Source organism: Pectobacterium aroidearum (genome assembly GCF_041228105.1).
Taxonomy (GTDB): Bacteria; Pseudomonadota; Gammaproteobacteria; order Enterobacterales; family Enterobacteriaceae; genus Pectobacterium; species Pectobacterium aroidearum.
In genome coordinates, this window is sequence record NZ_CP166097.1 from 1,071,699 (window position 1) to 1,091,407 (window position 19,709).

Genomic DNA, 19,709 nt, shown 5'->3' on the forward strand with positions numbered 1-19,709 from the left:
CTTGCGCTTCTGAATCGGCTGCCTATAATGCGCCTCCATCGACACGGCGCTGTGAATCACAACCGGGTCGGTAAAGAAAGAGAAAACGCTTTAAAATAAGCGTTGACTCTGAAGGTGAAAAGCGTAATATACGCCACCTCGCGAAGCGGTTAAGGCTGCAACGCACTGCTCTTTAACAATTTAATCAGACAATCTGTGTGGGCACTCACAAGACCGTATCTTAACGATATAAAAAGTCTTGAAGAGTGAACAACAGTAAATTCATTACGAATAAACAGTTACTAATTCTTTGAGCATCGCTGACGAGTTCAGCAAATCAAACAAATCTTAAATTGAAGAGTTTGATCATGGCTCAGATTGAACGCTGGCGGCAGGCCTAACACATGCAAGTCGAGCGGTAGCACAGAGAGCTTGCTCTCGGGTGACGAGCGGCGGACGGGTGAGTAATGTCTGGGAAACTGCCTGATGGAGGGGGATAACTACTGGAAACGGTAGCTAATACCGCATAACGTCTTCGGACCAAAGAGGGGGACCTTCGGGCCTCTTGCCATCAGATGTGCCCAGATGGGATTAGCTAGTAGGTGAGGTAATGGCTCACCTAGGCGACGATCCCTAGCTGGTCTGAGAGGATGACCAGCCACACTGGAACTGAGACACGGTCCAGACTCCTACGGGAGGCAGCAGTGGGGAATATTGCACAATGGGCGCAAGCCTGATGCAGCCATGCCGCGTGTGTGAAGAAGGCCTTCGGGTTGTAAAGCACTTTCAGCGGGGAGGAAGGCGATGAGATTAATACTCTCATCGATTGACGTTACCCGCAGAAGAAGCACCGGCTAACTCCGTGCCAGCAGCCGCGGTAATACGGAGGGTGCAAGCGTTAATCGGAATGACTGGGCGTAAAGCGCACGCAGGCGGTTTGTTAAGTCAGATGTGAAATCCCCGAGCTTAACTTGGGAACTGCATTTGAAACTGGCAAGCTAGAGTCTTGTAGAGGGGGGTAGAATTCCAGGTGTAGCGGTGAAATGCGTAGAGATCTGGAGGAATACCGGTGGCGAAGGCGGCCCCCTGGACAAAGACTGACGCTCAGGTGCGAAAGCGTGGGGAGCAAACAGGATTAGATACCCTGGTAGTCCACGCTGTAAACGATGTCGATTTGGAGGTTGTGCCCTTGAGGCGTGGCTTCCGGAGCTAACGCGTTAAATCGACCGCCTGGGGAGTACGGCCGCAAGGTTAAAACTCAAATGAATTGACGGGGGCCCGCACAAGCGGTGGAGCATGTGGTTTAATTCGATGCAACGCGAAGAACCTTACCTACTCTTGACATCCAGAGAACTTAGCAGAGATGCTTTGGTGCCTTCGGGAACTCTGAGACAGGTGCTGCATGGCTGTCGTCAGCTCGTGTTGTGAAATGTTGGGTTAAGTCCCGCAACGAGCGCAACCCTTATCCTTTGTTGCCAGCGGTTCGGCCGGGAACTCAAAGGAGACTGCCAGTGATAAACTGGAGGAAGGTGGGGATGACGTCAAGTCATCATGGCCCTTACGAGTAGGGCTACACACGTGCTACAATGGCGTATACAAAGAGAAGCGACCTCGCGAGAGCAAGCGGACCTCATAAAGTACGTCGTAGTCCGGATTGGAGTCTGCAACTCGACTCCATGAAGTCGGAATCGCTAGTAATCGTAGATCAGAATGCTACGGTGAATACGTTCCCGGGCCTTGTACACACCGCCCGTCACACCATGGGAGTGGGTTGCAAAAGAAGTAGGTAGCTTAACCTTCGGGAGGGCGCTTACCACTTTGTGATTCATGACTGGGGTGAAGTCGTAACAAGGTAACCGTAGGGGAACCTGCGGTTGGATCACCTCCTTACCAAGAAGATGTGTGTTAAGTGAAGTGCTCACACAGATTGTCTGATGAAAATAATGAGCAAAAGCGTCAACAAAGTACGGTGTCGTGTCCCCTTCGTCTAGAGGCCTAGGACACCGCCCTTTCACGGCGGTAACAGGGGTTCGAATCCCCTAGGGGACGCCAGCGCATCCGACCATTCCGGTGAAAGCGGGGGTCTTCAGTAAGTCAACTACTTACCTCATATCTTAAAACTGATTAGCAATAGTCAGGGTTTAAGATATTGCTCTTTAACAATCTGGAACAAGCTGAAAATTGAAACATGACAGCTGAACGTGCGTTGATACCTTTGGGTGTCGATGGCGATGCAGTCTGTCAATGAGTCTCTCAAATAATCGCAGCGCGACAGTGACTTTGATTTATCAAAGACACCTTCGGGTTGTGAGGTTAAGCGACTAAGCGTACACGGTGGATGCCTAGGCAGTCAGAGGCGATGAAGGGCGTGCTAATCTGCGATAAGCGTCGGTAAGCTGATATGAAGCGTTATACCCGACGATACCCGAATGGGGAAACCCAGTGTGTTTCGACACACTATCATTATGTGAATACATAGCGTAATGAGGCGAACCGGGGGAACTGAAACATCTCAGTACCCCGAGGAAAAGAAATCAACCGAGATTCCCCTAGTAGCGGCGAGCGAACGGGGAAGAGCCCAGAACCTGAATCAGTTTGTGTGTTAGTGGAAGCGTCTGGAAAGTCGCACAGTAAAGGGTGATAGTCCCGTACACAAAAATGCACAAGTTGTGAGTTCGATGAGTAGGGCGGGACACGTGACATCCTGTCTGAATATGGGGGGACCATCCTCCAAGGCTAAATACTCCTGACTGACCGATAGTGAACCAGTACCGTGAGGGAAAGGCGAAAAGAACCCCGGCGAGGGGAGTGAAATAGAACCTGAAACCGTGTACGTACAAGCAGTGGGAGCATCCTTCGGGGTGTGACTGCGTACCTTTTGTATAATGGGTCAGCGACTTATATTCTGTAGCAAGGTTAACCGAATAGGGGAGCCGCAGGGAAACCGAGTCTTAACTGGGCGTTAAGTTGCAGGGTATAGACCCGAAACCCGGTGATCTAGCCATGGGCAGGTTGAAGGTTGGGTAACACTAACTGGAGGACCGAACCGACTAATGTTGAAAAATTAGCGGATGACTTGTGGCTGGGGGTGAAAGGCCAATCAAACCGGGAGATAGCTGGTTCTCCCCGAAAGCTATTTAGGTAGCGCCTCGTGAACTCATCTTCGGGGGTAGAGCACTGTTTCGGCTAGGGGGTCATCCCGACTTACCAACCCGATGCAAACTACGAATACCGAAGAATGTTATCACGGGAGACACACGGCGGGTGCTAACGTTCGTCGTGAAGAGGGAAACAACCCAGACCGCCAGCTAAGGTCCCAAAGTCATGGTTAAGTGGGAAACGATGTGGGAAGGCATAGACAGCCAGGATGTTGGCTTAGAAGCAGCCATCATTTAAAGAAAGCGTAATAGCTCACTGGTCGAGTCGGCCTGCGCGGAAGATGTAACGGGGCTAAACCATGCACCGAAGCTGCGGCAGCGACACTTAGTGTTGTTGGGTAGGGGAGCGTTCTGTAAGCCTGCGAAGGTGGCCTGTGAGGGTTGCTGGAGGTATCAGAAGTGCGAATGCTGACATAAGTAACGATAATGCGGGTGAAAAACCCGCACGCCGGAAGACCAAGGGTTCCTGTCCAACGTTAATCGGGGCAGGGTGAGTCGACCCCTAAGGCGAGGCTGAAAAGCGTAGTCGATGGGAAACAGGTTAATATTCCTGTACTGGGTGTTACTGCGAAGGGGGGACGGAGAAAGCTAGGTTATCCGGGCGACGGTTGTCCCGGTTTAAGCGTGAAGGTGGGTGACTTTGGTAAATCCGGGTCATCATTAACACTGAGGCGTGATGACGAGTCACTACGGTGATGAAGTAACTGATGCTACGCTTCCAGGAAAAGCCTCTAAGCTCCAGGTAACACCGAATCGTACCCCAAACCGACACAGGTGGTCAGGTAGAGAATACTCAGGCGCTTGAGAGAACTCGGGTGAAGGAACTAGGCAAAATGGTGCCGTAACTTCGGGAGAAGGCACGCTGATGGTAAGTGAAGTGACTTGCTCATGGAGCTGAAATCAGTCGAAGATACCAGCTGGCTGCAACTGTTTAATAAAAACACAGCACTGTGCAAACACGAAAGTGGACGTATACGGTGTGACGCCTGCCCGGTGCCGGAAGGTTAATTGATGGGGTCAGCCGCAAGGCGAAGCTCTTGATCGAAGCCCCGGTAAACGGCGGCCGTAACTATAACGGTCCTAAGGTAGCGAAATTCCTTGTCGGGTAAGTTCCGACCTGCACGAATGGCGTAATGATGGCCAGGCTGTCTCCACCCGAGACTCAGTGAAATTGAACTCGCTGTGAAGATGCAGTGTACCCGCGGCAAGACGGAAAGACCCCGTGAACCTTTACTATAGCTTGACACTGAACCTTGAGCCTTGATGTGTAGGATAGGTGGGAGGCTTTGAAGTGTGGACGCCAGTCTGCATGGAGCCAACCTTGAAATACCACCCTTTAATGTTTGATGTTCTAACGTAGACCCGTAATCCGGGTTGCGGACAGTGTCTGGTGGGTAGTTTGACTGGGGCGGTCTCCTCCCAAAGCGTAACGGAGGAGCACGAAGGTTAGCTAATCCTGGTCGGACATCAGGAGGTTAGTGCAAAGGCATAAGCTAGCTTGACTGCGAGAGTGACAGCTCGAGCAGGTGCGAAAGCAGGTCTTAGTGATCCGGTGGTTCTGAATGGAAGGGCCATCGCTCAACGGATAAAAGGTACTCCGGGGATAACAGGCTGATACCGCCCAAGAGTTCATATCGACGGCGGTGTTTGGCACCTCGATGTCGGCTCATCACATCCTGGGGCTGAAGTAGGTCCCAAGGGTATGGCTGTTCGCCATTTAAAGTGGTACGCGAGCTGGGTTTAGAACGTCGTGAGACAGTTCGGTCCCTATCTGCCGTGGGCGTTGGAAGATTGAGAGGGGTTGCTCCTAGTACGAGAGGACCGGAGTGAACGCACCACTGGTGTACGGGTTGTGATGCCAATTGCATTGCCCGGTAGCTAAGTGCGGAAGAGATAACCGCTGAAAGCATCTAAGCGGGAAACTTGCCTCGAGATGAGTCTTCCCTGGGCACTAGATGCCCCTGAAGGGCCGTTGAAGACGACGACGTAGATAGGCTGGGTGTGTAAGCGTAGCGATACGTTGAGCTAACCAGTACTAATGACCCGAGAGGCTTAACCTTACAACACCGAAGGTGTTTTGTGAGACGACTCATAGAGAACGATATTCAGCTTGTTCAAAGATTGGTTCTGATGGTTACGGAGATGACAAAGAAAAAAGTCATGTTAAGTAACGGTCGGAATAAAACAGAATTTGCCTGGCGGCGATAGCGCGGTGGTCCCACCTGACCCCATGCCGAACTCAGAAGTGAAACGCCGTAGCGCCGATGGTAGTGTGGGGCTTCCCCATGTGAGAGTAGGGAACTGCCAGGCATCAAATTATACAGGTGCGCTGATATGGCTCAGTTGGTAGAGCGCACCCTTGGTAAGGGTGAGGTCCCCAGTTCGACTCTGGGTATCAGCACCAGTTATTTGGGTTAATGTTCGGCTTAAAAAAAGAATTTACCTGGCGGCGATAGCGCGGTGGTCCCACCTGACCCCATGCCGAACTCAGAAGTGAAACGCCGTAGCGCCGATGGTAGTGTGGGGCTTCCCCATGTGAGAGTAGGGAACTGCCAGGTATCAATTAAAACAAAAGGCCATCCTTAACGGGATGGCCTTTTGTTTATTCCTATTTCAGAATATTAGTTCTTTCCTTTTACCTGAATAGATTCCGCTTATCTCCTTATTAACTCATTCAATAATAACTAACTTCATAATAATGTTCTGGTTGTTGCTGCGCTATTTATCCGTATTTCAGCTAAAGAACATTAATGATATTGGGTCAGGTTGTTACATTAATAAATTATTACAATCAGGAACTTTTTGCCTCAAGGTTTAAGTGCTGCTTTACTATAGCGGGCATCGTTTTATGTCCGGAAAAACAGGAGAATAAAATAGGATGACTGATCTAACGGAAAATGCGAAAGATACGCGCCAGCGTATCCGGGCTATAGTTGGCGCTTCATCGGGCAATTTGGTTGAGTGGTTTGATTTTTATGTGTATTCCTTTTGCTCAATCTATTTCGCCCATATCTTTTTTCCTTCGGGAAATACCACCACTCAATTACTACAAACAGCAGGGGTTTTTGCAGCAGGCTTTTTAATGAGACCGATTGGCGGTTGGCTTTTCGGTTACATTGCTGACAAGCATGGTCGTAAAAATTCAATGCTAATTTCGGTTTGCATGATGTGCTTTGGATCTCTGGTTATTGCATGTTTGCCGGGATATGAAACTATTGGCACCTGGGCTCCATTTTTGCTGCTATTAGCTCGTTTATTTCAGGGCCTTTCTGTCGGTGGGGAATACGGTACCAGTGCAACGTATATGAGTGAGGTTGCCGTTGAAGGAAGAAAGGGATTCTATGCCTCTTTTCAATATGTCACGCTGATTGGTGGTCAACTGCTGGCGCTATTAGTCGTTGTGATATTGCAGCAGATTCTGAGTGATGAAGATTTACATGCCTGGGGATGGCGTATTCCTTTTGCTCTCGGCGCTATTTTGGCGATTGTTGCACTTTATTTACGCCGCTCTCTGAATGAAACGTCTGATAAATCAACCCGCGAACATAAAGATGCCGGTTCGCTTGCTGGGTTGTGGAAACATCGCCGCGCTTTTATTACCGTACTGGGTTTTACGGCCGGTGGTTCCTTAGCCTTTTATACGTTTACCACTTATATGCAAAAGTATTTGGTGAATACGGCAGGAATGCATGCGAAAACCGCGAGCGGGTTAATGACCCTCGCACTATTTATCTTTATGCTGCTGCAGCCGTTCTTTGGTGCGTTGTCGGATAAGATTGGTCGTCGCAGCTCAATGCTTTGTTTCGGCGGACTTGCGGCACTGCTGACGGTTCCCATTCTGACGGTACTACAAAGTGTGACGAGCCCTGTTATTGCCTTCTCGTTGGTGATGCTTTCACTGATTATTGTCAGTTTCTACACTTCTATTAGCGGTATTTTAAAAGCAGAAATGTTTCCGCCCGAAGTTCGTGCGTTAGGTGTTGGGTTATCTTATGCCGTGGCTAATGCATTGTTTGGTGGTTCGGCGGAGTATGTTGCGCTTTCGCTGAAATCCTTTGGCATGGAAACGACGTTCTTCTGGTATGTCTCGGTGATGGGGGCGATTGCGTTTATTGTGTCATTAACGCTGCATCGTAAAGGTAGAGGGATGAAGCTTTAGTGTTCAGATAATTGCCATAGCGCATAGCCGGTGGTTGCACCGGCTACATCCCAAACGAGATCCTGCCAGCTCCATCCTGTTCCGCCTTCCCGACTGTCATAAAGCTCTTTTGCCATACCGAGGCTAATTGACAACATAATACCGAACCCTCCGCTACGATCTGAACTCCAGCGTTGATGAGTGCCATATTCATACCCGGCGGCGCTGATGGCGGCTGAGGCGAGAAAATGTTGGGCTTTATCCTGACCTGTCCAGCGATCTTGCGCAATGTGGCTACATCCAGAGCAGCACATTATTGCAGCAACGCACAGTAAGCGCATGGAACCTCTCCCTATAGATAATAAAAAACCCCGGAAGCCGAGGTTTTTCAAAGTATAGCGTGAGTCTTAGAGAATGCGACTGATGAGCCGATCGATACGAATACGGCGCAGACGTCGTATTAGCTTACGGACTTTCACCGGATATTGCGCGATGCTCTCCAGTTCCATATAGCTTTTTACGATGTGAGTGTGTGTCCTGATTTTATCCAGCTCGTCCAGACGTTGCTGTAATAGAACCTGTTGAGGATCGTGAATCAGAATGGCATTTTCCAGATCCAGACGCCACGCTCGGGGGTTAAGGTTGTTCCCCGTCAGCAGTTGCCATTTGTCATCGATCCACATGCCTTTCAGGTGGAAGCTGTTGTCGCCGTCTTTCCACAGCCTAACAACAAGCTGCTGATTCTCAATGTAGCGCTCCAGACGACTCAGGAAGCGGCGCAGGTTGATCTCATAGAGATACGGTAACGCCCCGATGATCTTAAAAGGTTGATCTTCTGGAATATAGAAATCGTTAGCGGTCTTATCGCCAATAATAATTTCTACTTTCTTGCCGTCCCGCAATAGTCGGATGATATTTCTGACCAGCAGCGCTGGCAGGTTGAAATACGGGGTACAGATGACCAGATGCTCATCAGCGCAATACATCAGATGATGTATGGTCTTATTCAGCGGGCTTTGTTTTCCTAGCCCGACCAGCGGCGTGACGGTTAATTCGTTCGCATCCGCGCTGTGTTCCGGAGCCTGATAGCTAGCGGTGCGCAACGTTTGACGGAACTGTTTGATATCATTTTTGATTTCCAGGCTCTTCGGGCGATCGGTATGATCTAACCGCTGCACTGCCGGGGCTGACAGCATTGTCTGGATATATTGCACCATCGTATCAGCCAACACCGGATTATGAATCAACTGATAGCGGTCATAGCGGTACTTCTGATGCTGATGCAGATAAACATCATTCAGGCTGGCCCCGCTGTAGATGACCGTGTCATCGACAATAAACCCTTTCAGATGCAGCACACCCAACGCTTCACGTGTGTTGACAGGAATGCCGTAGATAGGAAAATGCGTGTCTGGATGTTTCTTCGCCATATCGCAATACCAATCGGCATTGGTATTTTCTGCCGCTGCGCCGATCCTGCCACGCTGAGCACGATGCCAGTCTACCAGAACGCGGACATCCAGTTCTGGGCACTGCCGTTTGGCTTCATAAATTGCGGATAGAATCCCCATGCCACCGTCATCGCGCTCAAGATACAACGCCACGATATAGATGCGTTTTTTAGCGCTCAAAATAGCGTTAATCAGCGTCGTGCGGAAAAGCTCAGGCGAATGCAACGTCTGAACATCATCTGCGGTCTGAGGGATTCTGGGCAGTTGTGCAAGGTGCTGTTGGTATTTGTTGCGTTTAAAATTTGACAGCATCACAGTGCGTTTCTTCTCTCATCAGTTTATACCCACCATACTTCGAGCTGCACTAGGGTATATGACCTTCTGGTCATTATCAAAAGTTAAGGAGTAGCCGAATGGGCGATAATACCATTACTTTTCGGCTGTTGTGATCCTGTTTTGCTATAACAATTCCCGTTGCAAGAGCCATGTCACGTCGTGCGATCAGCCTTTCAGCGGCAATTCCAGCGTCACAATACCCTCTTCTAATTGTACGTCGATGTGAAAACCGAGCTTTTTGGATAGCTGGATCATACCTTGATTATGCGGCATGGTAATGCCGGTCAAGCGGAAGAGACCGTGCGCCCGGGCGTAATCAATCAGCTTTTCCAACAGCCGTCTGCCAAGACCCAGCCCTTTTAGATCGGAGCGCACCAGCACGGCAAATTCCGCATCCGTATTATCCGGATCGGAAATCGCGCGCGTCACGCCAATAATCTCTGTCTCTTCACCGACTTGGCGTACGGCCACGAATGCCATCTCACGATCGTAGTCAATTTGCGTCATATTGGCTAAGTCTTCGTGAGTAAATTCATTAATTTCGCTGAAATAACGATAATACAGGTCTTCTTTCGTCACTCTTGCGATGAACGAACTGAGCAGCGGTTCGTCTTCCGGCAAGATCGGCCGGAACAGGCAATGCTCACCATTTTTGAGGATGGCGGTTTCTTCTAGCTCATGGGGATAGGGGCGTATTGCCAGCCTTGACTGGGGATCGCCACTGAATGGCGTCAGATGCAGCGTAACATCCAGCAGCGTAAATGCATCCCCAGACGCCAGCAGGGGATGAATGTCTAGTCGGGAAATTTCAGGGCAGTCGAGAATCAGGTTGGAAACCTGAACCAGCAAGCGACTGAGCGCGGGAATATCCAGCGGACGCAGGGCGCTGTATTCGCGAATCTTGCCGCCTTTTACCGCTTGCAACACCAGATAGCGCGCCAGCGTCATATTCAGCGGCGGCAGTGCGACGGCGGCCTGCTTTTCTCGCCACTCAACGCCACCTTCTCCTAGCATAATCAGCGGGCCGAAAACGGGATCCTGCTCGACGGCAATTCTGAGTTCCTGCGCACCGGCGCGATTTGCCATGCTCTGTACCAGCAGGCCGTAAATGCGTGCCTGCGGGTAGGTGCGTTTTACCCGGTCGAGAATGGCGTCTGCCGCTTGCTGGACCTCTCTGGCGGTTCGCAGGTATAGCATGACACCCTGAACTTCCGACTTATGCGGAATATCTGGCGATCTCAGTTTAATCGCGACCGGATAGCCAATCTGCTCGGCAATGTGGACGGCTTCTGCACTGTCGCCAGCAATCCAGGTGGGTAAGGTATTCAAACCATAGGCTTGCAGGATGGGCTGAACTTCATGCGTATCGAGCTGAGTGACGCCATCCGACAGAGCTTGATGAATCAGAGCATGCGCCTGACTCGCGTTAATGCCTAAATCCTGTGGCAGCGCTGGGGTTTCCTTTAGCTGTTTCTGATTACGCCGATATTCGACGATATGCATAAATGCCGTTACCGCACCTTCCGGCGTGCGATAGGTCGGAATGCCGGCGTCATTAAACAAGCGTCGTGCTTCCTGTGAGGAGAATTCGCCACACCAGTTGGTCAGTAATGTAATTCTTTTCCCACGCGGATGCTGTTGGAAGAGCGTAATCAACTGTGCTGCGCAATCGGTGCTGGGCGCGGCGGCGCTGGGCGCGTGAATGATCAAGAGTGCATCGACGTCGTCACCGTCCAGTAAGACAGAAACCGCGGCCAGATAGCGAGCGGCCGTCGCATCATCCTGCAGATCGAGCGGATTGCCGATAGTGACGGCCTGCGGTAAGGCGTCCTGTAGCGCTTGTCGGGTCGCATCACTAAGCTGTGCGAGCTTGCCCTGTCTGCTAAGAAGCTGATCCAGCGCCTGTGCGGCTGGCGACGCACCGTTGCTCACCAGCATCAAGCGTTCACCGCGCAGTGGTCGCAGGTGGCTTAAGGTTTCCACCGCGGAAAAAAGCTCATGGGTATCCCGTACCCGCAGCAAGCCTGCACGTTGAATGGCCGCGTCATAGGCGGCATCCAGACCGTGGCGCTGGTCGTTGAGCAGTTGTTGTGCTTGCTGGCTGCGCCCGCTTTTTATCACCAGTATGGGTTTATTTCGTGAGGCACTACGGGAAGCGGAAAGGAAACGGCGTGCATCGCTGATGTGTTCCAGATGCAGCAGAATTGCACTGGTTTTGCCATCGCGGGCCAGAAAATCTAACAGGTCATCGACATCAATATCCAGGCTGTCGCCCAAGGCGATAAAATAGGAAAAGCCAATACCGCGCTGTTGCGCCCAGTCCAGTATCGTGTTGGACACGGCGGCTGACTGCGAGATAAACGCCAGTTTGCCTTTCATAATCGGGACCGGGGAGAAACTGGCATTCAGGCCTTGCCAGGGGGCGAGTAGCCCGAGGCTGTTGGGGCCAAGCAGGCGCATGTGGTAGCGCACGGCGCAGGCCTTTAATTCGCTGAATTGGGTCGGTGGCGCAGAGAGAATGATGACAGTTTTGCAGCCTTTTTGCCCCAGTTCCTCTAACAACGTCAGATTACGGCTGGCGTTGGTACAAATCACGGCAAGGTCGGGTGTCATCGGCAGGCTGGCGACCGTCGGATAGGCTAGCACGCCGCAAACGGCACGATATTTCGGCGTAACAGGCAGGACTGGACCGCTGAAATGGCCGTCCAGCAGATTTTTCATCATCAGGAAACCGGCTCGTCCCGGTTTTTCTGACGCGCCGAGAACGGCGATAGACTTAGGGCGTAACAGTGCTTCCAATCCGCGCTGGCTCATGCGTCACTCCTTACACATCAATCCTCTTTGATACTAAACGCTTTCCACCGGTTGTGCTGTGACGATGGGTAAACTTTCCCGCACGCTGTGGTGTGATTTCCCTGCCAGATAGTGTCGTCGAAAACGGTCGAAATGCTGCGATAGCGCGTCAGCCGCGACCGTATCGCCTGCCTGAGCGAGTAGGGCAATGGCAATCTCGGCGGTGCAGTGTTGTCCAGCGCTACTGGCTTCACGCAACTGATAGCGGGAAAGTGCCTCTACATTCAGCGACAGGATCGGCAGATTGTCCAGATAGGGGCTTTTGCGGAACATCTTACGTGCTTCCGGCCAGGTGCCATCAAGCAAGACAAACAGGGCGGGCTTTTCCGTTACGGGGAACTGCTGAAATACCTGACGTCCTTCTTCTGCCGCATCGGCAAGGAAAACCAGATAAGGCTGAACATCAGGATCTTGCAGAGCCGCAAGCAACTGAGGGTCGGGCTCTGTGCGTGACCAAAGAAACGCCTGAGTCTCAGGAAGAATATCGGCAATGAGACGCCCGGTATTGCTCGGCTTTAGCGGTTCGGTATCAAACATCACCAGACAGAAGCGGCTGCGGGATTGCTGCGCCTGAATGGTGTGGCACAGACAGTTGGTCGCGGGCAATAAACACTGCTGGCAGCGTATTACGCGACAGCCACGGGCGCGGAACGGCTTGGTTGACTGTTCAAGGCGCTGTTGACGCAGGCGGAGTACGGCATTGTCCATGAGGGGACGGTTGACCATTAAAGGATGGTTGATCATGAAATAGGTGACGCCATGAGATTTTGCAACGAACCTGCTTCGTTGTAATGATAGGGAAGCAGGTTCCGAAAGGCGACATTCTAATCGACAGGCGGATTGACCAAAAGGGGAGGAGGCAATAATGCCTCGCGATCTTATCCCAATTCTCTACAGCGATTCGTCCAGCCACTCCTCAAACTGTGCTTTTGGCAACGCGCCATTGAGGATATCGACCATCTGGCCCTGTTTGAAGATCATGAGGGTTGGGATGCTGCGGATGCGGAAACGTGCGCTGAGTGCCGGTTCGGCTTCGGTGTTGACCTTAATAAAGCGGATTTTCCCATTACGCTCCTGCGCGACGTTTTCAAACACGGGGGCGAAGTTGACACAAGGGCCGCACCAGGGCGCCCAGAAATCGACCACGACCGGAAGATCGTCCTGCAACAGTTTATCGAGCGTCGCTTCTGTGGCATTGATGACGTCACCGCTGAATAAGGTTTCTCCGCAGCGACCACATTTTGCATGGTCATCAATACGCGCTTCTGGCAGGCGATTGGTTGTTTGGCAAGATCCACATACCGTATTCATAACAGGGCCTCAGATAAAAGGGCTAAAATAGAGATGTCGCTGATAAAATGCGCGTAACGCGGCATTAGAAAGTCAACGGCATGTTGCTTAAGCGTGAATAAATTATGGTGGGGAGACATTATGGCAACAACGTGGTTTGCCCAATAGCTACAATAGCTTCTGACTGTTAGCGCTCTTTTACCACAAGCGTGTGGCTAAGCGGGTGTACATAAGGTAATCTTCGCGCCCAGCGCGTAGGTGGAGAAAACAATGAGCGATTCATTCAATAGTAAAAGCGGCAAAGTCCGTGTGATGTACGTCCGCAGTGATGATGAGGGCGAGAAAGAGAATAAAAACAAGCGCCCTGCTGACAAAGATCGCCGTGGCGATCGACGTGATGGCGGTGGTTCACGGGATCAGCGTGAAAAGCCGAAGCATCCGCGCGACGTTAACCCGCGTTATGCCCGGGAAAATCCGTCCCGCGACGGCGATAGCAATAAAACGCCGTGGGGCAATAAAGATCGTAACGAACGCAGCGGCGATCGTCCTCGCCGCCCGCGCGGTGAAGAGACGGGCGGTTATGAATCTCCGTGGAAAACCGTGTCTCGTGCGCCGGGCGACAGTGAAACGCCGGATCACGGCGGAATTACAGGCAAAAGCCAGATCGATCCTGAGCAACTGCGCCGCCAGCGTCAGGAAGAAACACGTGTTTACGGTGAAAATGCCTGTCAGGCGCTGTTTAAAAATCGCTCTGAGGTGATTGTTCGTGCCTGGTTCCTGCAGGAAGTGACGCCGCGTTTCCGCGATGCACTGCGTTGGATGGCAGCAAACCGCAAGGCTTACCACGTTGTGGAAGAGGAAGAGCTGATCAAGGCTTCCGGTACTGAACACCACGGTGGCGTCTGCTTCCTGATTAAGAAGCGTCAGGGACTGGATGTGCGTGAGTACCTGAAAACGGCTGACGAGCACGACTGTGTGCTGGCGCTGGAAGATGTGGGTAACCCGCACAACCTCGGCGGCATTATGCGCAGCTGCGCGCATTTCGGCGTGAAAGGTATTCTGGTGCAGGATGCGGCGCTGCTGGAATCTGGCGCGGCCGTGCGTACGGCGGAAGGCGGTGCGGAACACGTTAAAGCGATTAACGCTGACGATTTCCTGTCTGTGCTGGCGGAATTCCGCCGTGCTGGCTACACCATCGTGACCACGTCCAGCCATAAAGGCACTGCCTTATCGCAAGCTACGCTTCCGGCGAAAACCGTGATTGTGTTGGGTCAGGAAGGGGATGGCCTGTCAGATAGCGCCTGGCAACAGGGTGATGTAAAAGTCTCTATCGGCGGTACTGGTAAGGTTGAAAGTCTGAATATTTCGGTCGCAACGGGCATTTTGCTGTCCGAGTGGTGGCGACAGAACCAGGCCTGATAGCGCGCGTCGATTCTCAGGGGGAATGCCCCCTGAGAAGGCATAACCACGGATGAGAGAACGATTGATGAAGCAGAAAGTTATCGCGGTATCGTTGCTGTTGGGCGCACTACTGGCAAGCGGTTGCAGTTCGCTACCGCGCTCATCCACTGCTGTTGCCGCTGCACCGGCTGCTGAGGCGTGTCAGATTGGCGACAAGCAGGTACAGACCACGCTTTATTTTGGTTTGAATCGTCCTGCTGGCCCGGTGATTTCCGAGGCTGAGTGGAAAGCGTTTCTGGACGGCGAGGTAACGCCACGCTTTAAAGAAGGGCTCACGGTGTTCGATGCCAAAGGACAATGGTTGGGGAACGATGGTGTGGTTGCCCGGGAGAACAGTAAGGCGCTGATGTTGATTCATGGCGCTGATAAAGAGCGCGATATTGAAGCGCTTCGCACCACCTACAAATCACGTTTCGCGCAGGAATCCGTCATGCGGATTGATGCGCCCGTCTGCGTCGCATTCTGATCCTTCATCAGCCCCTTTTCAGGGGCCGATGATATTGTCAAAAATCATCGCGATGAGATCGAGATACTCGGGGCTACCACGAGGTGAGGCATCCCTGCGGGAACCTCATCCCCGTGTTTCCCCTCATATGTGACTCTGTCATTAGTATGATGGTTTTTAACCTATCTATTTATGATAAAGGACTATAGCACCAGTCCCGCCACTGCCGCAGACAGCAAACTCACCAGCGTAGAGCCATAAACCAGCTTCAGGCCGAAGCGCGATACCACGTTGCCCTGTGCTTCATTCAGCCCTTTGATGGCACCCGCGATAATGCCGATTGACGCGAAGTTGGCGAAGGAAATCAAGAACACGGACAAAATGCCCAGCCCGCGTGGTGACATCTCTGCCGCGATCTTCTTCAGTTCAATCATGGCAACGAATTCATTCGCCACCAGCTTGGTAGCCATGATGCTGCCCGCGTTCAGGATATCGGAAGAGGGGATGCCGATCAGCCAGGCCAGCGGTGAAAAGACATAGCCCATGATCGCCTGGAAGCTAACGCCGAAGACGGTGCTGAACAGCGCATTCACGGCGGCAATCAAGGCCACGAAACCGATCAGCATCGCCATAATAATCATCGCCACTTTAAAACCGGCAAGAATGTATTCTCCCAGCATTTCAAAGAAGCTTTGGTCTTCGTGCAGCTTTTCCAGCTTCAGTTCTGGTTCGTCGTCAGGCTGGTAAGGGTTGATGATCGACAGAACGATAAAGGTGCTGAACATATTCAGAATCAGCGCTGCAACAACGTATTTGGCGTCCAGCATGGTCATGTAGGCGCTGATGATCGACATAGAAACGGTCGACATTGCCGTCGCGGCCATCGTGTACATCCGCCGTGGCGACATGTCGGCGATGATGCCTTTATAGACGATAAAATTCTCCGACTGCCCCAGCATCAGCGTACTGACGGCGTTAAACGACTCCAGTTTCCCCATCCCGTTGACCTTGGACAACAACGTACCAATCCCTTTGATAATCAGCGGTAAAATTCGCCAGTGCTGCAAAATGCCGATCAGCGCGGAAATAAAGACGATAGGGCAGAGCACATTGAGGAAGATAAAGGAAAGCCCTTGTGCGTTCATGCCGCCAAACACGAAGTCGGTTCCTTGATTGGCGAAAGATAATAGCTTTTCAAACAATCCGGCAAACGAGCTAATCGCGTTAAGCCCAATGCTGGAATGTAAAAGGAAATAGGCCAGCAAAACCTCAATGACCAGCAACTGAACAATAAAGCGCAGCCGAATACGCTTTCTGTCGTGGCTGACGAGTAACGCCAGCAAAAAAATTGCCGCCGTTGCCAAAATGAAATGTAAAACCTGTGACATAGCAGAACCACCATTCCCCGAATAAAAAGAGGCGCATTGTAATCGGAATGTGAAAATATGTTTATCCCGAATCTGTAAATCGTTATTCGCTACAGCGCTATCAGGAATGGGGTTTGAGGCGTCTGATTAATCAGGGAAGGGGGAGGATGAAAGAAGGTTCCCCTTCTGCCTGCTGCTGGCGGAAGGGGAAAGACAGTTTGCGGACGCGCTAGTGCGCGCCACCACCTCCACCGCCGGTAGTAAAGGGCGGTTTAGCGAACCAGACCAGCACCAGCAGTATCAGGAATACGGCTGCGGCGGCCCAGAAAATCTCGTTGGCGGAGATAATCAGCCCCTGTGCAGTAATCTGTTCTGCGATGTAGGCCGAGGCCTGTGTTTGGTTCATTCCCATTGCCTGAAGCTGTTGGTATGTTTCCTGCGCGATCGGGTTATACGGTGTGATCGATTCCGTTAGGTGTGCATGGTGCAGCGATTCGCGCTGTGTCCAGAGCGTAGTGGTTATCGACGTCCCGATCGATCCCGCCAACGTTCGGGTAAAGTTCGACAGACTCGATGCAGCAGCCAGCCGTTCCGGCGGAAGCCCGGAGAGCGTAATGGTTGTCAGTGGCATGAAGAAGCAGGCCACGGCAAACCCCTGAACGAACTGCGGCCAGGCCGATGCGCCGAAATCCATGCCCGGCTCGAAAGTGTACGCACGCCAGTAAAAACAGACGGCATACATAATGAAGCTGAACGTCACCAGCTTGCGCATGTCCAGACGCGGCGCGAATCGACCGATAATCGGTGACAGCACGACTGGCATCAGCCCAACGGGGGCGGACGCCAGACCAGCCCAGGTGGCGGTATAGCCATACACCTCCTGCAACAGCTGCGGCAAGAGCACGATCGCCCCGAAGTAGAACATATAGGCGAGGCTGATACACAGGCAGCCAATAGTGAAGTTGCGCGACTTAAACAGCGACAAATCCACCACTGGGTGATCGTCCGTGAGTTCCCAGACAATCAGGAACGTTATCGCGACCACGGCCACCACGGTCAGGGTGATAATTTCCGTCGAGTTAAACCAATCCAGCTCTTTTCCCCGATCGAGCATCATCTGCAGGCTACCGATACCGACGATCAACAGCGCCAGTCCGATAGTATCGATGGGCTTGATCTCGGTTTTGGTTTCTCGCCCACGCAGTGTTTGCATAGCAATAAACACCACGGCGATGCCTAGCGGGACGTTGATGAAGAATATCCAGCCCCAGTGATAGTTGTCGCTAATCCAGCCGCCCAGAATCGGGCCACAGATCGGTGCGACGACCACGGTCATTGACCACAGCGCCAGGGCGATGCTGCGCTTCGCGGGAGGATAGTTACTGAGCAACAGACTCTGTGACAGCGGGATCAACGGCCCGGCGACAATCCCCTGCAACACACGGGCGAAAATCAGCATTTCCAGGCTGGTGGACACACCACACAGCCAGGACGTCAGGGCGAAGAGCGCCGTTGACCACAGAAACAGGCGGACTTCACCAAACCGTTTGGCTAGCCAGCCTGTGATAGGGATAGAGATGGCGTTAGCGACCCCAAACGAGGTAATGACCCACGTTCCCTGCGAGTTAGACGCACCCAGATTACCGGCGATGGTCGGAATAGCGACGTTGGCGATGGTGGAATCCAGCACCTGCATAAACGTTGCCAGCGACAGAGCAACGGTCATCCAGGCCAGACTGGCACCTTTAAGCGGTTCTCTCTGCACGTTTCTCTCCTGCCCGATTAACCGGCGTTCGCCTGAATAATGGCGCTGATTTCCTGGTTAACAGGGGTGAGATCCAGCGTCAATGCATCACTTTGGTAGGCTGGCGTGGTGCGTGAGGTTTCTGCTAGCGCACTACCTTCGGCATTGGCGGTATCGACATTAACCAATGCGGACAGGCCGATACGCAGCGGATGCTCGGCAACCTGCTGTGGATCGAGCTCAATACGGACGGGCAGGCGTTGAACAACCTTAATCCAGTTGCCAGTCGCGTTCTGGGCGGGAAGCAGAGAGAACGCGCTACCGGTTCCCATATCGAGGCCGACCACTTTTCCCTGATACACCACATCATCACCGTAGATATCTGCGACGACGGTAGCCGGTTGGCCGATACGCATATTGGCTAATTGCGTCTCTTTGAAGTTAGCATCGACCCACAGATGATTCGCGGGAACGACAGCCATCAGCGCTGACGTCGAAGAGATACGCGCGCCAATCTGCACGCTGCGGCGTGAGACATAACCGTCGATCGGGCTGACGATTTTGGTACGCTGTAACGCCAGCCAGGCGTCACGCATTTCTACAGAGGCTTGTTGTATGGCTGGCTGTTTCTCAAGCGGGGTATCCAGAATCATCGCCTGATTCGCCTGATATTGTTGTCTGGCGACTTCCAGCGCGGCTTTGGCGGTCGCGACGGCATCGCGAGCATGCTGCACTTCTTCACGCCCGATGGCATTGGCGCTGCCCAGCGCTTCCCGGCGGCTCAAGTCGCTTTGCGCCTTGTTCAACTCGGTTTGGCGCAGTTCAATATTGGCTTGATACTGCTTACTGTTAATAATCAGCTGATGCGTTTGGCGTACGCTGTTGGCCAGCCCGGTTTTCGCGCGTTCAAGCGCCTGCTCCGCATCGGTAGGATCCAGTTCCACCAGAACCTGTCCCTGCTTAACAAAATCGGTATTGTCGACGTTAACATGGGTGACGCTACCGCTGACCTGCGCCATGATCTGAATCTGATTACCTGCGACGTAGGCATCGTCAGTGCTTTGGTGGTGTCTGAGTACCAGGAACCAGTAAACCAGCCAGGCGCAACCCAGCACGACGAAAATAAACGTCAACAGCGATAACACACGCTTACGCTGCTGTTTCTTGTTTCTTTTGGGCGTCTGCGGCACCTGATTTTCCACACTTTCACTCATGCTGTTCTCTCTCTTTTTATTCTCTTTGTATCGGCTATCGCACCAGACTGTGCAGCCTGGCGATAGTCGCAATGAATTCATCTTGCTGTGTCGCCCGGGGGAACCTTCAGTGCGCCTAGCCCGTAGCGTGAGATTGTCGTTTTGCTAAGCCGCGCGTTGCGACAGCAGAAAGGTCATGCCTATTTTTCGCAGCAAAACCCACCTGCCCGATACATGTGCATCGGGTCATTCCGGGTGAAAAAGGTGCCGACTATGATTCTTTGTTGTTGTTTT

The 19,709-nt window shown here is 52.3% G+C and carries 11 protein-coding genes, 2 tRNA genes and 4 rRNA genes; 9 read left to right on the forward strand and 8 right to left on the reverse strand.

What is annotated here, in order from left to right; translation table 11 throughout:
- The first annotated feature begins 329 nt into the window (after positions 1–329).
- The 7 genes from AB8809_RS04810 to AB8809_RS04840 all read left to right on the forward strand — a co-directional run bounded on the left by AB8809_RS04810 (position 330) and on the right by AB8809_RS04840 (position 7,296).
- A 16S ribosomal RNA gene (locus AB8809_RS04810) occupies positions 330–1,869 on the forward strand.
- An 86-nt stretch (positions 1,870–1,955) separates the two neighbouring features.
- Positions 1,956–2,031, forward strand: a tRNA-Glu gene (locus AB8809_RS04815).
- Between the two features lie 259 nt (positions 2,032–2,290).
- Positions 2,291–5,197, forward strand: a 23S ribosomal RNA gene (locus AB8809_RS04820).
- A gap of 134 nt (positions 5,198–5,331) precedes the next feature.
- A 5S ribosomal RNA gene (rrf, locus tag AB8809_RS04825) occupies positions 5,332–5,447 on the forward strand.
- 18 nt (positions 5,448–5,465) lie between these two features.
- Positions 5,466–5,541 (forward strand) — tRNA-Thr (locus AB8809_RS04830).
- A gap of 38 nt (positions 5,542–5,579) precedes the next feature.
- Positions 5,580–5,695, forward strand: a 5S ribosomal RNA gene (rrf, locus tag AB8809_RS04835).
- Together the 16S, 23S and 5S rRNA genes with 2 tRNA genes alongside form the textbook arrangement of a ribosomal RNA operon.
- A gap of 320 nt (positions 5,696–6,015) precedes the next feature.
- A complete protein-coding gene (locus AB8809_RS04840; RefSeq protein WP_349854363.1) occupies positions 6,016–7,296 on the forward strand; it encodes an MFS transporter in 1,281 nt (426 codons plus the stop codon).
- Here AB8809_RS04840 and AB8809_RS04845 read toward each other — a convergent pair.
- The 5 genes from AB8809_RS04845 to trxC all read right to left on the reverse strand — a co-directional run bounded on the left by AB8809_RS04845 (position 7,293) and on the right by trxC (position 13,226).
- A complete protein-coding gene (locus AB8809_RS04845; protein ID WP_015841486.1) occupies positions 7,293–7,616 on the reverse strand; it encodes a YfiM family lipoprotein in 324 nt (107 codons plus the stop codon). The genes AB8809_RS04840 and AB8809_RS04845 overlap by 4 nt on opposite strands.
- 66 nt (positions 7,617–7,682) lie before the next feature.
- Positions 7,683–9,038 carry a CDP-diacylglycerol--serine O-phosphatidyltransferase gene (pssA, locus tag AB8809_RS04850; protein WP_349854418.1) on the reverse strand — a complete coding sequence of 452 codons (1,356 nt, stop codon included), beginning with the start codon at positions 9,036–9,038 and terminating at the stop codon, positions 7,683–7,685.
- A gap of 189 nt (positions 9,039–9,227) precedes the next feature.
- Positions 9,228–11,876 (reverse strand): bifunctional acetate--CoA ligase family protein/GNAT family N-acetyltransferase, encoded by a 2,649-nt coding sequence (locus tag AB8809_RS04855; RefSeq protein WP_349854364.1) that lies wholly within the window; start codon positions 11,874–11,876, stop codon positions 9,228–9,230.
- Between the two features lie 33 nt (positions 11,877–11,909).
- Positions 11,910–12,623 carry a tRNA-uridine aminocarboxypropyltransferase gene (locus tag AB8809_RS04860; protein ID WP_349854419.1) on the reverse strand — a complete coding sequence of 238 codons (714 nt, stop codon included), beginning with the start codon at positions 12,621–12,623 and terminating at the stop codon, positions 11,910–11,912.
- Between the two features lie 183 nt (positions 12,624–12,806).
- Complete coding sequence (gene trxC / locus AB8809_RS04865; protein WP_180779559.1) at positions 12,807–13,226, reverse strand: thioredoxin TrxC; 420 nt, start codon at positions 13,224–13,226, stop codon at positions 12,807–12,809.
- 249 nt (positions 13,227–13,475) lie between these two features.
- Between trxC and AB8809_RS04870 the strand changes: the two genes are divergently transcribed.
- Both AB8809_RS04870 and AB8809_RS04875 read left to right on the forward strand, forming a co-directional pair.
- Positions 13,476–14,624: a tRNA/rRNA methyltransferase gene (locus AB8809_RS04870; RefSeq protein ID WP_015841481.1), complete on the forward strand. Its 1,149-nt coding sequence runs from the start codon at positions 13,476–13,478 to the stop codon at positions 14,622–14,624.
- A gap of 67 nt (positions 14,625–14,691) precedes the next feature.
- Complete coding sequence (locus tag AB8809_RS04875; RefSeq protein WP_180779558.1) at positions 14,692–15,132, forward strand: DUF3574 domain-containing protein; 441 nt, start codon at positions 14,692–14,694, stop codon at positions 15,130–15,132.
- Positions 15,133–15,314: 182 nt separating this feature from the next.
- On the opposite strand, the gene AB8809_RS04880 is transcribed toward AB8809_RS04875, so the two are convergent.
- The 3 genes from AB8809_RS04880 to emrA all read right to left on the reverse strand — a co-directional run bounded on the left by AB8809_RS04880 (position 15,315) and on the right by emrA (position 19,436).
- Complete coding sequence (locus AB8809_RS04880) at positions 15,315–16,499, reverse strand: NupC/NupG family nucleoside CNT transporter (RefSeq protein ID WP_015841479.1); 1,185 nt, start codon at positions 16,497–16,499, stop codon at positions 15,315–15,317.
- Between the two features lie 208 nt (positions 16,500–16,707).
- Positions 16,708–18,204, reverse strand: a complete 1,497-nt coding sequence (gene emrB, locus AB8809_RS04885; protein ID WP_219607262.1) for a multidrug efflux MFS transporter permease subunit EmrB — start codon at positions 18,202–18,204, stop codon at positions 16,708–16,710.
- A 56-nt stretch (positions 18,205–18,260) separates the two neighbouring features.
- Positions 18,261–19,436, reverse strand: coding sequence for a multidrug efflux MFS transporter periplasmic adaptor subunit EmrA (gene emrA, locus AB8809_RS04890; RefSeq protein WP_015841477.1), 1,176 nt, complete (start codon positions 19,434–19,436; stop codon positions 18,261–18,263).
- Between the last annotated feature and the right edge of the window lie 273 nt (positions 19,437–19,709).

What these genes read in the sequence shown, in the direction of transcription:
- AB8809_RS04840 (WP_349854363.1), top strand. Translation starts at nt 6,016, where the DNA reads ATGACTGATCTAACGGAAAATGCGAAAGATACGCGCCAGCGTATCCGG.
- AB8809_RS04845 (WP_015841486.1), bottom strand. Translation starts at nt 7,616, where the DNA reads ATGCGCTTACTGTGCGTTGCTGCAATAATGTGCTGCTCTGGATGTAGC.
- pssA (WP_349854418.1), bottom strand. Translation starts at nt 9,038, where the DNA reads ATGCTGTCAAATTTTAAACGCAACAAATACCAACAGCACCTTGCACAA.
- AB8809_RS04855 (WP_349854364.1), bottom strand. Translation starts at nt 11,876, where the DNA reads ATGAGCCAGCGCGGATTGGAAGCACTGTTACGCCCTAAGTCTATCGCC.
- AB8809_RS04860 (WP_349854419.1), bottom strand. Translation starts at nt 12,623, where the DNA reads ATGGACAATGCCGTACTCCGCCTGCGTCAACAGCGCCTTGAACAGTCA.
- trxC (WP_180779559.1), bottom strand. Translation starts at nt 13,226, where the DNA reads ATGAATACGGTATGTGGATCTTGCCAAACAACCAATCGCCTGCCAGAA.
- AB8809_RS04870 (WP_015841481.1), top strand. Translation starts at nt 13,476, where the DNA reads ATGAGCGATTCATTCAATAGTAAAAGCGGCAAAGTCCGTGTGATGTAC.
- AB8809_RS04875 (WP_180779558.1), top strand. Translation starts at nt 14,692, where the DNA reads ATGAAGCAGAAAGTTATCGCGGTATCGTTGCTGTTGGGCGCACTACTG.
- AB8809_RS04880 (WP_015841479.1), bottom strand. Translation starts at nt 16,499, where the DNA reads ATGTCACAGGTTTTACATTTCATTTTGGCAACGGCGGCAATTTTTTTG.
- emrB (WP_219607262.1), bottom strand. Translation starts at nt 18,204, where the DNA reads ATGACCGTTGCTCTGTCGCTGGCAACGTTTATGCAGGTGCTGGATTCC.
- emrA (WP_015841477.1), bottom strand. Translation starts at nt 19,436, where the DNA reads ATGAGTGAAAGTGTGGAAAATCAGGTGCCGCAGACGCCCAAAAGAAAC.